Annotated in this window: 11 protein-coding genes; 8 read left to right on the top strand and 3 right to left on the bottom strand. The window is 47.3% G+C overall.

Going from position 1 to position 15,208, the window contains the following annotated elements; translation table 11 throughout:
* Positions 1–85: 85 nt before the first annotated feature.
* Positions 86–1,339 (bottom strand): serine hydroxymethyltransferase, encoded by a 1,254-nt coding sequence (glyA, locus tag L5M38_RS08115; RefSeq protein WP_105251747.1) that lies wholly within the window; start codon positions 1,337–1,339, stop codon positions 86–88.
* Positions 1,340–1,528: 189 nt separating this feature from the next.
* Here glyA and ettA point away from each other — a divergent pair, with 189 nt between their 5' ends.
* Entirely contained in the window at positions 1,529–3,196 is a 1,668-nt protein-coding gene (gene ettA, locus L5M38_RS08110) for an energy-dependent translational throttle protein EttA (RefSeq protein ID WP_028761391.1), read from the top strand.
* Between the two features lie 184 nt (positions 3,197–3,380).
* Here the strand turns inward: ettA and L5M38_RS08105 are convergent, their stop codons facing one another.
* Positions 3,381–4,322 (bottom strand): LysR family transcriptional regulator, encoded by a 942-nt coding sequence (locus L5M38_RS08105; protein WP_263178757.1) that lies wholly within the window; start codon positions 4,320–4,322, stop codon positions 3,381–3,383.
* A gap of 275 nt (positions 4,323–4,597) precedes the next feature.
* Between L5M38_RS08105 and L5M38_RS08100 the strand changes: the two genes are divergently transcribed.
* The 7 genes from L5M38_RS08100 to L5M38_RS08070 all read left to right on the top strand — a co-directional run bounded on the left by L5M38_RS08100 (position 4,598) and on the right by L5M38_RS08070 (position 13,931).
* Complete coding sequence (locus tag L5M38_RS08100) at positions 4,598–5,521, top strand: MBL fold metallo-hydrolase (protein WP_113939346.1); 924 nt, start codon at positions 4,598–4,600, stop codon at positions 5,519–5,521.
* Between the two features lie 219 nt (positions 5,522–5,740).
* Positions 5,741–6,442: a DsbA family protein gene (locus L5M38_RS08095; protein WP_263178756.1), complete on the top strand. Its 702-nt coding sequence runs from the start codon at positions 5,741–5,743 to the stop codon at positions 6,440–6,442.
* A 2-nt stretch (positions 6,443–6,444) separates the two neighbouring features.
* Positions 6,445–6,915 (top strand): nuclear transport factor 2 family protein, encoded by a 471-nt coding sequence (locus tag L5M38_RS08090; RefSeq protein WP_263178755.1) that lies wholly within the window; start codon positions 6,445–6,447, stop codon positions 6,913–6,915.
* Positions 6,916–7,208: 293 nt separating this feature from the next.
* Positions 7,209–8,411, top strand: a complete 1,203-nt coding sequence (locus L5M38_RS08085; protein ID WP_263178754.1) for a metallophosphoesterase — start codon at positions 7,209–7,211, stop codon at positions 8,409–8,411.
* 262 nt (positions 8,412–8,673) lie between these two features.
* Entirely contained in the window at positions 8,674–9,468 is a 795-nt protein-coding gene (locus L5M38_RS08080) for a substrate-binding periplasmic protein (protein ID WP_263178753.1), read from the top strand.
* A 210-nt stretch (positions 9,469–9,678) separates the two neighbouring features.
* On the top strand, positions 9,679–10,788 hold the full coding sequence (locus tag L5M38_RS08075; RefSeq protein ID WP_263178752.1) for an efflux RND transporter periplasmic adaptor subunit: 1,110 nt from the start codon (positions 9,679–9,681) through the stop codon (positions 10,786–10,788).
* Positions 10,788–13,931 carry a multidrug efflux RND transporter permease subunit gene (locus L5M38_RS08070; protein WP_263178751.1) on the top strand — a complete coding sequence of 1,048 codons (3,144 nt, stop codon included), beginning with the start codon at positions 10,788–10,790 and terminating at the stop codon, positions 13,929–13,931. Before L5M38_RS08075 ends, L5M38_RS08070 begins: the two co-directional genes overlap by 1 nt.
* A gap of 76 nt (positions 13,932–14,007) precedes the next feature.
* Here the strand turns inward: L5M38_RS08070 and L5M38_RS08065 are convergent, their stop codons facing one another.
* Positions 14,008–15,171, bottom strand: coding sequence for a multidrug effflux MFS transporter (locus tag L5M38_RS08065; protein WP_263178750.1), 1,164 nt, complete (start codon positions 15,169–15,171; stop codon positions 14,008–14,010).
* Positions 15,172–15,208 lie beyond the last annotated feature (37 nt).

Here is a 15,208-nt window from a genome sequence, read left to right as displayed (position 1 = left end):
TGCTAAGTGCCTGATGTTATAAGTATCAAGTCAGTCGGCGGTCAATCTCGGCCCTTCATCTACTAAGCGTAGATGCATAGGCAAATTAGCCGTAAACAGGGAAACGTGCACACAGTGCCAGTACTTGGCCCTTAACACGCTCAATCACTGCAGGATTACTTGCATCATCAAGGATGTCACAAATCCAGCCAGTCAGCTCTTTCGATTCCGCTTCTTTAAAGCCGCGGCGCGTAATCGCTGGCGTACCGATACGCACACCTGAGGTCACAAAGGGTGAACGTGGGTCGTTTGGCACTGAGTTTTTGTTCACAGTAATGTTAGCGCTACCTAAGGCGGCATCGGCTTCTTTACCCGTTAAGTCACGACCAATCAGATCAACTAGCATCAAGTGATTGCTGGTTCCGCCAGAGACGATTTTGTAACCGCGCTCAAGGAACACTTCAACCATAGCTTTAGCGTTGTTAACCACTTGCTGTTGGTAAACTTTAAATTCTGGCTCTAGGGCTTCTTTGAACGCCACCGCTTTACCGGCGATAACGTGCATCAATGGACCACCTTGACCACCAGGGAATACAGCAGAGTTCAACTTCTTATACAAGTCTTCATCGTCAGCAGCAGATAGGATCACGCCACCACGGGGACCCGCTAAGGTTTTGTGGGTCGTAGATGTCACAACGTGCGCGTGTGGTACTGGGTTTGGATAAACGCCCGCAGCAATAAGACCGGCAACGTGTGCCATATCGACAAATAAATAAGCACCTATTTTGTCTGCGATTTCACGCATTTTTGCCCAGTCAACGATACCTGAATAGGCAGAAAAACCGCCGATCATCATCTTAGGCTTGTGTTCTAAGGCAATACGTTCCATCTCGTCGTAGTCAATTTTGCCAGACTCGTCGATACCGTAAGGAATGATGTTGTACAGTTTGCCAGAGAAGTTAACCGGTGAACCGTGGGTCAAGTGACCACCATGAGCTAAGTTCATGCCCAGTACGGTATCGCCAGGTTTTAACAATGCCATGTAAACAGCGCTGTTTGCCTGTGAACCTGAATGAGGTTGTACGTTAGCGTAAGTTGCGCCAAACAGTTGTTTAGCACGTTCAATCGCTAAGGTTTCAACTACGTCCACATACTCACAACCACCGTAGTAACGCTTGCCTGGATAGCCTTCAGCGTACTTATTGGTTAACTGTGAACCTTGCGCTTCCATCACGCGTGGACTGGTGTAGTTTTCAGAAGCAATCAGCTCAATATGCTCTTCTTGACGCAGAGTTTCATTCTGAATTGCGTTAAACAGTTCCGGATCATAATCTGCGATATTCATATCTTTTTTCAGCATTGCTTACTCCAGCTGCCAATTCTTATAGGTAGGGTTGCGCGGTATTCTACTCGGAACGCGGTCACAATCCCAGTATTTGAAACATGAAATTCCTGCAGATAGTGCTTGAACTTGGCTCATTGTCGAGTTGAGTTCGGCGCGCAATCGAGTAGAATTAGCCGCATCATTAGTCACTTAAGATAGAGAAAAATGGCTCAGTTTGTTTACAGCATGCTGCGGGTGGGTAAAATTGTTCCGCCTAAGAAGCAGATCCTTAAAGATATTTCTTTAAGCTTTTTCCCCGGCGCCAAAATTGGCGTACTCGGCCTCAACGGTTCAGGTAAGTCGACACTACTGCGCATTATGGCGGGTATCGACACCGAAATTGAAGGTGAAGCGCGCCCAATGCCGGGATTGAAAATCGGTTACCTGCCGCAGGAACCTAAACTCGATCCGAATCAAACCGTGCGTGAAGCGATTGAAGAAGCGGTAGCAGAGGCAAAAAATGCCCTGACTCGCCTCGATGCCGTTTATGCCGCCTACGCCGAGCCGGATGCCGATTTCGACGCCCTTGCAAAAGAGCAAGGCGAACTCGAAGCCATTATCCAAGCCCAAGATGCCCATAACTTAGAGTACGTCCTTGAGCGCGCCGCCAACGCCCTGCGTCTGCCAGATTGGGATGAGAAAATCGAAGTATTATCCGGTGGTGAACGTCGCCGCGTGGCGATTTGTCGCTTGCTGCTTGAAAAACCAGAAATGCTGTTACTGGACGAACCGACCAACCACTTGGATGCTGAATCTGTGGCGTGGCTTGAGCACTTCCTGCAGGAATATGCTGGTACTGTGGTCGCGATTACCCATGACCGTTACTTCCTCGACAATGCTGCTGGCTGGATTTTAGAACTCGACCGCGGTGAAGGTATTCCGTGGGAAGGTAACTATTCTTCATGGCTTGAGCAGAAAGATGCCCGTCTGAAGCAAGAATCAGCCACCGAAAGCGCTCGCCAAAAGACCATTGCCAAGGAATTGGAATGGGTACGTCAAGGCGCGAAAGGCCGCCAGTCAAAGGGCAAGGCCCGTATGGCGCGCTTTGAAGAACTGAACACTAACGATTACCAAAAACGTAACGAAACTAACGAGCTGTTTATTCCGCCCGGACCACGTTTAGGTGACAAGGTTATTGAAGTGAATAACCTGACCAAATCTTACGGTGACCGCGTTTTGATCGACAACCTGTCGTTCTCTGTGCCTAAGGGCGCGATCGTCGGCATTATCGGCGCCAACGGCGCGGGTAAATCGACGCTGTTCCGCATGTTATCCGGCGCAGAAAAGCCAGACAGCGGCAGCATTGAGCTGGGTGATACTGTGCAACTGGCCTCGGTTGAGCAGTTCCGCGATTCGATGAATGATAAGAACACCATTTGGGAAGAAATCTCCGGTGGTCAAGACATCATGCGTATCAACAACATGGAAATTCCGAGCCGCGCCTATGTAGGCCGCTTCAACTTCCGTGGTGGCGATCAGCAAAAAGTCATCGGTACTTTATCTGGTGGTGAACGTAACCGCGTGCATTTAGCCAAACTGCTGCAAGCGGGCGGTAACGTATTACTCCTCGACGAACCCACCAACGACTTAGACGTTGAAACCCTGCGCGCACTGGAAGAAGCGATTCTGGAATTCCCAGGTTGCGCTATGGTGATTTCGCATGACCGTTGGTTCCTCGACCGTATCGCGACCCACATTCTGGATTATCGCGACGAAGGTCAAGTGAACTTCTACGAAGGTAACTACACAGAATACTCGGCATGGTTGAAGAACACCTATGGCGCCGATGTGGTTGAGCCACACCGCTTGAAATACAAGCGGATGATTAAGTAGATCTAGAATCTAGAATCTAGAATCTAGAATCTAGAATCTAGTCAAGCATGTATCTGAGGAGTTTAACTCGAAAGGGTTAAGCTCCTTTTTTATGGCATCCCGTTACGCTATAAGTGCCGCAAGCTTTGGCACTATTTCAAGCTAACACTATTTTAAACTGGCACTATTTCAAACTAACACTATTTCAATTCAAGCTGGCAAAGTAGGCCACCAGCATGTCCATCATCACCCTAAGTGCAGGCTGCATGTGTTTGCGGGATTGATACACGCCATACACACCGAGGGACTGAGGCTTAAACTCAGTTAATAAAGGCACTAGCTGACCCGAGTCTAAATAGGGTTTCGCCGCCCAAACCGGCTGCATAGCAATTCCCTCACCAGCCAGCGTGGAATTAAGCACCACCATGGAATCATTGGCGCTGAAATTCCCATTCACCGGCACGTTAAATACCTGACCTTGGTTTGACTTAGGATCGGAGTTAAGCGCCTGAGCCTGTTTCGCCCCTACATCGGTTTTATAAAAGCGCCACATCACATCGCCAAAATAAGAATAGGTTAAACAGTTATGCTGAGTTAAATCCTCGGGATGCAGCACGGCGGCGCGCGCGGCAAGATAACTCGGTGCGGCGCACACCACAGACTCACACTCCCCTAAGCGTCTAGCGATAAGATTGGGATCGAGTTCATTGGTGATGCGAATAGCCAGATCAATACGCTCGGCGACTAAATCGACGGTTTGGCTGCTCACGTGGAAATTCACGCTCGCCTGCGGATAACTGGCTAAATATTGCTGTACCACGGGCGCTAAAATCTGATGCGCCAAAAACTGGGAGCAACTAATACGCAACAAGCCCCGCGGAATCGCCACAGCGGCGTGGCTTACCGCAGGCACTTCGTTAGCCAGTTCGAGCAGCCGATGGCAATAGTCCAGCACTTGCTCACCCGCGGGCGTTAAGCTGAGGCTACGCGTCGAACGATGCAGCAACCTAGCACCAGACCATTCTTCCATTTCGCTCAAGTAACGGGTCACCATAGAACGCGACATATCTAAGGCATTGGCGGCGCTGATCATGCTGCCGCGCTCAACAATAGTCACAAACACCTTAGCCGCTTCGAGTCTATCCATGATTTATCTCCACTCACATTCAATCATTCGAAGGCTCAATGACATACTCGCGTACCCACATAACTAATAGCTATATAGTTAATAGCTAATAACTAAGAGTGCAATAGTACACGCAGCTATTCGTCCGATTAATGCAACAAATATGGGCAGATACTCGCATTTATCTATTGATTATTGCAACCTATACTTAACTCACTTTTTGCAGCAGCTGCAAATCAATGAATGCTAAATCGAACCTTTTACTCTTTCACCCTGTGACTATAAGTGAGCCCCAAATGAACACATCGACCTATGCAATACGTAACACAGTTAATGCCACATTAAAGGCCTCGTCTAAAATAAGCCTAGCTGCCACCTTGTTGCTGGCAGGGCTTAGCGCGGTCAATGCAGCGCCATTGCAAGTGAGCCATTTTAATCCGGGCGAAAACAGCATCTTTGCCGTGTCATCGAGCTTTATCAGCGGCGAACACGAAATGATGTTAGTCGATGCGCAATTTCAAAATAACGATGCCCAAACATTGGTCGACACCATTAAGGCTAGCGGTAAAAAGCTGACTCAGGTGTATATCAGCCATAGCGATCCTGATTTCTATTTCGGCTTAGCCGTGATTAAAAAGAATTTCCCCGATGCACAAATCGTCGCGACTCAAACCACTGTCGATGCTATTAAAGCCTCAATGGAAGGCAAACTCGCCTACTGGGGGCCGATTTTAAAAGATAATGCGCCAAGCGAATTAGTGTTACCTAAGGCGATTCACAGTGACACTTTTACTATCGACGGTGAGCAAGTGATTATCAAAGGTTTTAATGATAAACACCCTAAACACACTTTCCTGTGGGTGCCATCGGCAAAAACCATTACAGGTGGCGTAGAAGTATTTGATAACACGCATGTTTGGATGGCTGACACTCAAACTGCCTCTGAGCGTCAGGAATGGTTAACCCATTTAGATGCAATGGAAAAACTGCTGCCGACCACAGTGATCCCAGGGCACTATTTAGGCGAAGCGCGATTTAATACCCACGCCATCGGTTTTACCCGTGAATATGTAAAAGCCTTTGAAATCGCGGCAAAAGCCTCGAAAGATTCAGCCGAATTAATCCAAAAGATGCTGGCGCTATACCCACAAATGCCAGCCGATGCAGGGCTTGAGATCAGCGCCAAAGTTTACATGGGCGAAATGACCTGGCCTATGTAAGCCCAGCCATATCTATCTAGGCGATTAGGTACAGCTAGTTAGGTGTAAAAGATAGTTAAGTGCAAATAGTTAAAGACAGGCACGTGAGCGATTGCGTGCCATTTTTTAGCTAAATGACTGCACCTAAATAACGGTACCAATCTAACTATTTTAATCAATAATCTCAAAGGGCTTAAGTCGCTAATGTAGCGACGAACTTAAGCCAAAAGGTTTAACACTATGACTCAGCCAACAACTCATCCAACTAGCACAACCAGCACAACCAGCAGCACAGCAACGGCCAAAGAGCGCACTCTGCACGCCATTATCGACCCTTTATGTGGTTGGTGTTATGCCGCAGCGCCTTTACTCGATGCCGCCGCAAAAGCAGGCTTTACCATTAAGCTCCACGGCGGCGGAATGCTCACAGGCCCAAGACGCAAACAAATCGATGCTAACTGGCGCGACTATGTTATGCCCCACGATCTGCGTATTGCCGAGCTAACCGGACAACCTTTTGGGGAAAACTATTTTGATGGTCTGCTGCGCGATACCACAATCGTACTCGACTCGGCGCCTCCTATTAAAGCCATGCTCGCAGTCGATGCTATGGGTGGCGACAGTTTGGCCTATCTACACTCAGTACAACTGGCCCATTACCGTGATGGTCACAGCGCCAGTGATGAAGGTAATCTCGCAAGGTTAGCCGCTGAACTTGGGCTCGACCCTATGAGCTTTGCGCAACATTATGCCCAAGGTGAAGACAAGCTATATGAGCATATTGTTGAATCCAGAGCATTACTGAATCTGATAGGTGCCCAAGGTTTCCCTTCGATGGCTATAGAGGATAATAACGGCAACATCACCGCCATTAATATCAACCGCTTTTATGGCCAACCCGCCCAGTGGTTAAGCCATCTTGAAGCACAGTTTGAGTCGTAATCATGCCAACGCTTAATAGTGTTCCAACAAGCTCTTTAGTGAGTGAGCCTTCTCAGTTAAATCTTATCGAAACAGCAAGGCAAACTGATGCGAATCTTGCACTTGTCAAAAGTACTTACGCAGGACACAGCTCTGCCGAAAATGCCAAAAATCTTGAGCATGCACTGGCAAATGACGCACGCTGGACAGAGGCGGTAGGTTTTCCCTATGCGGGCACTTACATAGGTTTTAGCGCGATAGCCGCCAATGTGTTCGCCCGCCTCGAAAAAGAATGGGATAACTATCGCGTCGATATCGAAGACTATGTCGCCCAAGGCGATAAGGTTTTTGCCTTCGGCACTTATTCAGGTACTTATGTCAAAACGGGCAAGTATTTTAGCGCCCGAGTCGCCCATTTATGGAAGATACACAGCGGTAAAATCGTCAGTTTTGAGCAGTTTGTCGATAGTCATACCGTAGTCAATGCCATGTAATTGCCAATACCCATAACAACAGTTATGCACGATAGAAATGCCATGATGCAATAACTGAATAATGAGGCGGGCAAGTTTACTTTAGCCCGTCTCACGACTTGCCGATGTTAAGCCTTATCCGTATGATTTAGTGTTTTGAATATCTTGAGCGCTTAGATTAAGCCCTTGGGACTGAACGTTTGAAATTGAGCATTTGAGATTAACTTCGTAAAACTACACATTCGAAGACTCATCAACTCAAGTGTCTAAAATGACAAAATAAATAACTAAAACAAGAACAAGGATGCGGTCTAATGCGAATCAATTCGATGCCAGTCGGGGCCCACCCCATCACACTCTCTAATACCCGACTGAGCCAAACCAGCCAATGGATAATGAAGCAATATAGAAAATTCACGCCCCTATTATGGTTTGTTACCGCACTCCCCTTTACCTCACTGGCGTTGACCTCATTAGCGGCCAATGCAAGTGAAGCCGAGCTAGAGCTAAAAATTCAAGAAAACAGCGTCACCGATGGCCCTTATGTGTTTTTAGATGATGCTCAAAAAGACACAGCCTATTGGATTTGCCAAAGCGAGCTAAAACAAACAAGGATTGCGAAGGCGCAGTTAACTCGCCCTGCCAGTTGCGGTGAATTACCCCAACCGCACCTTCATACACAAGCTGTCACTGTTGAGCCAGATACCTTCACCCATGTCAGCAAAATTGTCGCCCTTAGCGATGTACATGGCCAGTTTGATGTAATGATTAACTTGCTAAAAGCCCATCAGATTATCGACAAAGATAACCACTGGGCCTTTGGTGACGGCCATATGGTGATGACGGGCGACATGTTTGACCGTGGTCATCAAGTCAATGAAGTATTGTGGTTTTTATATTCCTTAGACCAAGAAGCCCAAGTTGCGGGCGGACGCTTACATCTACTCATGGGCAATCACGAGCAAATGGTGTTTCGCGGCGACTTACGCTACGTCAACGAACGCTACCAAGTCTCGGCAGATTTACTCAAACGCAGCTACGATGCGCTCTACAACAAAGACACCGAAATAGGCCAATGGCTTCGCAGCAAACATACCTTAGTCAAAATCAATAATATCTTGTTTATGCACGGCGGCATCAGCCCTGAATGGGTCGAGCGTAAATTAAATATCAGCGATGCTAACCAATTATTTCGGCAGCATTTAGATGATAAAAAAGCCGATTTGAAGCAAGACGATTTACTCAACTTTTTGTTTTTTACCAATGGTCCAACTTGGTATCGTGGCTACTTTAAAGATGAACTGAAAGAGTCGGATATCGATAGCATACTGAGCTATTTCAAGGTCGATCATATCGTCGTAGGGCACACATCGCAGGAACAAGTTCTTGGGCTTTATCATAATAAAATCATTGCGATAGATAGCAGCATTAAGAATGGTAAATCCGGTGAGCTGTTACTTATCGACGCTGGAAAACTCCGCCGAGGTTTGTATCAAGGTGAGCAAGTTTCGCTATAACCTGCCTCACTAATATCTTTTGCCCCAATACGTGAATGAGCTAGCGCCTTAATCCATGAATGCGCTGGGGCAATAAGGCATGAATGAGCAAAGGTAAAATGGACGCCCACCATGGTACTCAATCAGCATAACGCTCAATCGTATGGCGCTCAATCGTATGGCGCTCAATATGCACTCATCTTTATATCCATAAGTTCGCCTGTTCTAATTAACTCTTACTATACTCAAGCCAAGTGCGACTCACCTAAGTGCTGGAGTAGAAATGGGGAAGAAATTACTCACATTATCTAGCTTTTGCTTGTTTCTATTCAGCTTCTATCCCCCAGCATTTGCGGGCAGGGAACTCCAATTAGTCGCCACTAACTATCCTCCTTTTTATGCCGATGCTTTACCTGAACAGGGCGGCGTTGCGCAAGTCGTCAAAGAAGCTTTTAAACGCCAAGGTTACACTGCCAGTCTCAAGTTTTATCCCTTCGCCCGCGCGGCTTTACTCGTTAAAACTGGCCAAGCTGATGGCATCATTGGGCTCTGGTATCGTAAAGAGCGCGAACAATGGGCCCAATATTCCGCGCCTATTCAACCCGTACAAATTGTGTTTTATAAACGCAAAGATTCACCGCTGAGTTTCAGTCAACTTTCAGATCTTAAACCTTTCACTATCGGTATAGGTCGCGGTTACGCTAATCCGCCAGAAATCTTCGCCGCGGGGCTCACCACAGAGGAAGGAAATTCGGATGAGATGAATCTCAAAAAGCTGTTTTTAAAGCGTATTGACTTAGTCTTGATTGGCCATAACTTAGCGAGGTATTTAATTAAAAAAGGACCAAATGAATATGAGGGGGCCTTTGAGCAAGTCGGCCAACCCATAGCGACTGAGGTATTTCACTTAGGGATCTCTTTGGCTGTGGCGGATCATCCGCAGTTAGTGACGGATTTTAATCAAGGTTTAGAGAGTATGCGCCGCGATGGACGATTAGCAGCAATTTTAAGCCAATATCCTCAGGTTGAAACGACTCAAGCGCCGATTGAAAAAACGCGAACTAAAGTCCATCCCTAAAGTCCGTCCAGCTTTTAAAAAGCAATAGCAGCACAAAAAAACAGCAAAACCCTCGTTGAATTGTGCTCAATGCTCAAAAAACACAATTTCTTTCATTTTCGTTCGCTTACCTTTACAAACTTTTACCCAACTGGCGTACGTTATTCACTAGAATAGCGCCATTAGAGCGATTACCTTTTTAAACTGCCTTTGCGCGAGATAATAATTACAATGAAAAAAACCATTATTGCCATTGCCCTGCTTGCGATTATCGCCACAGCGGTGAGTTTTAGTGATGTCCTTCAAGCGGCTAAACCCGAGAACGCGCCACATCTTATGCGTACCGTTCCTGTGGTCACGGGTGAAGTGATTGAATATCCATTAGCGCAATCTATCTCTCTTATCGGCAAACTCGCGGCAGAACGTGCAGTGATCATTGCACCGCAAGTCACAGGTAAGATTAAACAAGTAGCAGTGACCTCAAACCAAGCGGTAAAAAAAGGCCAGTTACTGATCGAACTCGATGATATGAAAGCCCAAGCCGCCGTCGCCGAGGCTAATGCTTTCCTCAATGATGAAAAACGTAAACTCAAAGAGTTTGAAAAACTGATCAGCCGTAACGCCATTACCCAAACCGAGATTGACGCACAAAAAGCCAGTGTTGATATCGCCCAAGCACGCTTATCTTCCGCTCAAGCAGATTTACATTACCACTCGCTGATAGCGCCTTTTGCAGGTAATACTGGCCTGATTAATTTCAGCGAAGGCAAGATGGTCAGCATGGGCACTGAGTTGATGTCGCTAGATGATTTGTCCAGCATGCGCCTCGACTTACAAGTACCTGAGCATTTCCTATCGCAACTGAGTATTGGCATGCAAGTGTCAGCCACCAGTCGCGCTTGGCCGAATGAAATCTTTACTGGCAAAATGGTGGCTATCGATCCCCGCGTCAATGAGGAAACCTTAAACCTCAAAGTACGAGTGCTATTCGATAATCCGAAGAAACGCTTAAAACCGGGCATGATGATGTCGTCAACCATCACCTTCCCAGCGATTTCAGCACCTATGGTTCCAGTACAAGCTCTTGAATATTCAGGAACTAAACGTTACGTATACGTAGTTAGCACCGACCACATTGCCCACCGCACAGAAGTGACACTCGGGGCGCGTATCGATAACCAAGTCTTAATCGAAAGCGGTTTAAACATAGGTGACAAAGTCGTGGTACAGGGCTTAGTCAATATGCGCGATGGCCTGCAAATCAATGAAGTCACGCTCGATGGTAAAGCCTCAGCCCGTGCGACAGAGCTTTCAGGTCCTAAAGCAACGGAGACGAAATAATGTGGTTATCCGATGTTTCGGTTAAACGCCCTGTCGTTGCCATCGTTTTAAGCTTACTGCTATGTGTATTCGGCATAGTGTCGTTCACTAAACTGTCAATACGGGAGATGCCCGACGTCGAAAGCCCTGTGGTCACCATCAGCACCAGTTACTCGGGTGCGTCGGCGGCGATTATGGAAAGCCAGATCACTAAGACTTTAGAAGATGAACTAACAGGGATCAGTGGTATTGACGAAATCACCTCGACCACACGTAACGGTAGCTCACGTATCACAGTTAAATTTCTCCTCGGTTGGAACTTAACCGAAGGGGTCAGCGATGTGCGTGATGCTGTGGCCCGCGCCCAACGCAGGCTCCCAGAAGATGCAAAAGATCCCGTAGTCTCAAAAGACAACGGCTCCGGCGAACCCTCTGTCTATGTGAACTTAAGCTCGAGTGTGATGGACCGTACTCAATTAACGGACTACGCCCAGCGAGTTCTCGAGGACAAATTCAGCTTAATCAGCGGCGTGAGTTCTATCAGCATTTCCGGCGGCTTGTATAAAGTCATGTACGTCAAGCTCAGACCCGAACAAATGGCAGGACGTAATGTCACAGCCACGGATATTATTAACGCCCTGCGTAAAGAGAACATAGAAACGCCCGGCGGCCAAGTGCGCAACGACACCACAGTGATGTCGGTGCGTACCAAACGCTTGTACTACACGCCGAAGGATTTCGACTATCTTGTGGTGCGTACCGCCAGCGATGGCACGGCTATCTACTTAAAAGATGTGGCGGATGTAGCTGTTGGAGCACAAAACGAAAACTCGACCTTCAAAAGCGACGGCATAGTTAACATCAGTTTAGGCATTATTGCCCAGTCCGATGCCAACCCTCTGCTCGTTGCCAAAGAAGTGCATAAAGAAGTTGATCGCGTACAAGACTTCCTGCCCGAAGGCACTAGCCTAGTGGTCGACTTCGACTCGACCGTATTTATCGACCGCTCGATTAACGAAGTGTATAGCACACTTTATGTCACCGGCGCCTTGGTCGTACTCGTGCTGTATATCTTCATTGGACAAGCGCGAGCAACGTTAATCCCAGCGGTGACTGTTCCAGTATCTTTGATCTCGGCATTTATCGCCGCCAACATGCTAGGTTATTCGATTAATCTACTGACATTGATGGCATTAATCCTCTCCATCGGTCTAGTGGTCGATGATGCGATTGTGGTGGTCGAGAACATTTTCCACCATATCGAAAAAGGCGAAGAGCCCTTACTCGCCGCCTACAAAGGTACTCGCGAAGTGGGCTTTGCCGTTATCGCCACTACGGCGGTGCTGGTGATGGTATTCCTCCCAATTTCATTTATGGAGGGCATGGTCGGACTACTATTTACCGAGTTCTCCGTGATGCTGGCGGTGTCAGTGCTGTTCTCCTCCTTAGTGGCACTCACACTTACGCCTGTACTGAGCAGTAAATTACTTAAAGCCAACGTCAAACCGAATCGCTTTAATCGTTGGGTCGACAGCGGCTTTGCTCGCATGGAAAGCGTTTATCGTGTCGCCGTGACTCGAGCGATTAAACTCCGCCTGCTCGCACCGCTAGTCATCCTCGCTTGTATCGGCGGCAGCGCTTGGTTAATGCAACAAGTACCGTCACAGCTTGCGCCGCAGGAAGACCGCGGCGTGTTGTTCGCCTTTATTAAAGGCGCCGAAGGCACCAGTTATAACCGTATGACAGCCAACATGGACATAGTCGAAGACAGACTCATGCCCTTGCTCGGTAAAGGTGTGCTGCGATCCTTCAGCGTACAAGCTCCCGCCTTTGGTGGCCGTGCTGGCGATCAAACTGGCTTTGTCATCATGCAACTAGAAGATTGGGAACACCGCGATGTGACAGCGCAGCAAGCCCTTGGAATTATTAGCAATGCCTTAAAAGATATCCCAGATGTAATGGTTCGCCCTATGATGCCAGGCTTTAGAGGGCAATCGAGCGAACCCGTGCAATTTGTACTTGGTGGTTCGGACTATACCGAACTGTTTAAGTGGGCGCAGGTGCTCAAAGAAGAAGCCAATGCCAGCCCTATGATGGAAGGCGCCGACTTAGACTATGCAGAAACAACGCCAGAACTCATTGTTACTGTCGATAAAGAGCGCGCCGCAGAACTGGGGATCAGTGTCGACCAAGTATCGGAAACCTTAGAAGTCATGCTGGGTGGCCGCACCGAAACGACCTTCGTCGATCGAGGCGAAGAATACGATGTGTATTTACGCGGTGATGAAAACAGTTTCAACAATGTCGGTGATCTGAGCCAAATCTACATGCGGTCAGCTAAGGGCGAATTAGTCACTCTCGATACTGTCACCCATATAGAAGAAATTGCCTCGGCACAAAGATTAAGCCACACCAATAAGCAAAAATCGATCACCCTCAAGGCTAACGTCAGTGAAGGTTACACCTTAGGTGAAGGCTTAAAGTTCCTTGACGCTAAAGCCATTGAATTATTACCTAAAGATATTTCGATTGGTTACACGGGCGAATCCAAAGATTTTAAAGAAAACCAAAGCAGTATCTTTATCGTATTTGGTTTGGCTTTACTGGTTGCCTACTTAGTATTAGCCGCACAGTTTGAGAGCTTTATCAACCCGTTAGTGGTGATGTTTACTGTGCCTATGGGTGTATTCGGTGGTTTCTTAGGACTACTGATCACCAGCCAAGGGATCAACATCTACAGCCAGATAGGCATGATCATGTTGATTGGTATGGTAACTAAAAACGGTATCCTTATCGTAGAGTTTGCTAACCAATTGCGTGACCGCGGTTTTGAACTCGATAAAGCTATTATCGATGCGTCATCCCGTCGTTTGCGGCCAATCCTAATGACAGCCTTCACCACCTTAGTGGGCGCTGTGCCGTTAATTTTCTCGACGGGCGCAGGCTCAGAAAGTCGTATCGCTGTGGGTACTGTAGTATTCTTCGGTATGGCATTCGCCACCTTTGTGACACTACTCGTCATCCCTGCCATGTATCGATTAATCTCGGCAGCGACCCATTCACCGGGTTATGTTGAAGCTAAGCTCGAAGCGGCGATTAAAGCGCAAGAGTTAGCGGCCCAAGAGGTGGCGGCAAAGCAGCAGGTGCTTGCGCCTAAAGCCTAGTGCTAATCATAACTGCAGAAAATCGCATAGCAAAAAGCCAAGGCACTCAGTGCCTTGGCTTTTTCTCATTTACGTCTTAAGCATTTTTTACTTTATTGGCTAAGCCTAAATGTAAACCTAAGCCAACACAAAGCAGTGCACTTAACGTAATCACCATACCTAAATGGTGAACGATTCCCGTGCCGCCTAAACCCAGTCCCAACAGAATGTAATAAAACAGTCCGAAGAGTGCACCAGCAGAGCCCGCATAGATGCGGTAGTTTGCCAAAGCCGAGCTGAGTATGTTCGGAATAGCGATACCGTAAGCAATCACAATCAATAGCATAGGCGCTAAAAAGTAAACATTATTCAGCCCTATAAAGGTAGATTGGATCAGCCAAATCCCCAATCCACCGACAAGTGCAATAGCACTGGCTAAGCGAACCAGTCGTGCACCAGTGTGGCCTTGACCCAGCATTATTTTATTAACATAACTACCAAGGAATGTACCAAAGCCTAACAGTAAGCCACTGGTACCAAAGGCAAGCGTCGATAACCCTTGCGCCTCAAACATAAATGGCGCCAGTGAAAAGTAGCTAAACCACATCAGATTAAACGCCGCCACCAACAAGATGTTCTTAATAATCCCGCTGTCACTAAGCATCTTAATCGCTAACTCGCCTATCGCGATTTTCTGAGTATGTGCGGGTTTGGTTTCGGGTAAAGATTTTACCGACAAAAATAATAATACGATTGCAGAGACCATGAGTGCGACAAACACACCTTTATAACCCCAATACGCACTGAGAACACTGCCCAATAGCAATCCGATAACTGGGCTTATTCCAAGTGACATCCCCATCACAGAAAAAACTTTCGCTAATTCCTCTCCGCTATAACTGTCACGCATCATAGTTTGGGTAATCACAGACCCCACTGCCGCGTCAAAGGCCGACAATATGCGGGCCATCAACAACAGGCTAAAATCACTCACCATCAAGGCTAATGCTGAGCCAATCGCATAACAGACTAATCCCGCGAGCATAGCTTTACGGCGACCAATAATGTCGGCTAAGCGGCCCCAGCAAAATACGCCGATGGCAAAGGCCATAAAGTACACAGATAAGGTTTGCGATGCACCGGCAACCGACACCGCAAAGTGTTCTGCAATATTAGGCAAAGCTGGGCTATAGATGGTTTCCATAATTTGCGGAAACATCATTAGCAGCACAACGAGCCCTAATGGTGGTTTTATATTCATGATTTTTAGTCCATTTCAGTCATCCAAATGAGTTGGT

The sequence above is a fragment of the Shewanella sp. SM101 genome, from assembly GCF_025654465.1.
Classification (GTDB): Bacteria; Pseudomonadota; Gammaproteobacteria; order Enterobacterales; family Shewanellaceae; genus Shewanella; species Shewanella oncorhynchi.
Note: the sequence above shows the minus strand (reverse complement) of the source record. Positions and strands in the feature narration are given on the sequence as shown.

Excerpts from the sequence above, each read along its gene's own strand:
- ettA (WP_028761391.1), top strand. The coding sequence starts at position 1,529 with ATGGCTCAGTTTGTTTACAGCATGCTGCGGGTGGGTAAAATTGTTCCG.
- L5M38_RS08070 (WP_263178751.1), top strand. The coding sequence starts at position 10,788 with ATGTGGTTATCCGATGTTTCGGTTAAACGCCCTGTCGTTGCCATCGTT.
- L5M38_RS08080 (WP_263178753.1), top strand. The coding sequence starts at position 8,674 with ATGGGGAAGAAATTACTCACATTATCTAGCTTTTGCTTGTTTCTATTC.
- L5M38_RS08075 (WP_263178752.1), top strand. The coding sequence starts at position 9,679 with ATGAAAAAAACCATTATTGCCATTGCCCTGCTTGCGATTATCGCCACA.
- L5M38_RS08100 (WP_113939346.1), top strand. The coding sequence starts at position 4,598 with ATGAACACATCGACCTATGCAATACGTAACACAGTTAATGCCACATTA.
- L5M38_RS08085 (WP_263178754.1), top strand. The coding sequence starts at position 7,209 with ATGCGAATCAATTCGATGCCAGTCGGGGCCCACCCCATCACACTCTCT.
- L5M38_RS08105 (WP_263178757.1), bottom strand. The coding sequence starts at position 4,322 with ATGGATAGACTCGAAGCGGCTAAGGTGTTTGTGACTATTGTTGAGCGC.
- L5M38_RS08095 (WP_263178756.1), top strand. The coding sequence starts at position 5,741 with ATGACTCAGCCAACAACTCATCCAACTAGCACAACCAGCACAACCAGC.
- L5M38_RS08090 (WP_263178755.1), top strand. The coding sequence starts at position 6,445 with ATGCCAACGCTTAATAGTGTTCCAACAAGCTCTTTAGTGAGTGAGCCT.
- L5M38_RS08065 (WP_263178750.1), bottom strand. The coding sequence starts at position 15,171 with ATGAATATAAAACCACCATTAGGGCTCGTTGTGCTGCTAATGATGTTT.
- glyA (WP_105251747.1), bottom strand. The coding sequence starts at position 1,339 with ATGCTGAAAAAAGATATGAATATCGCAGATTATGATCCGGAACTGTTT.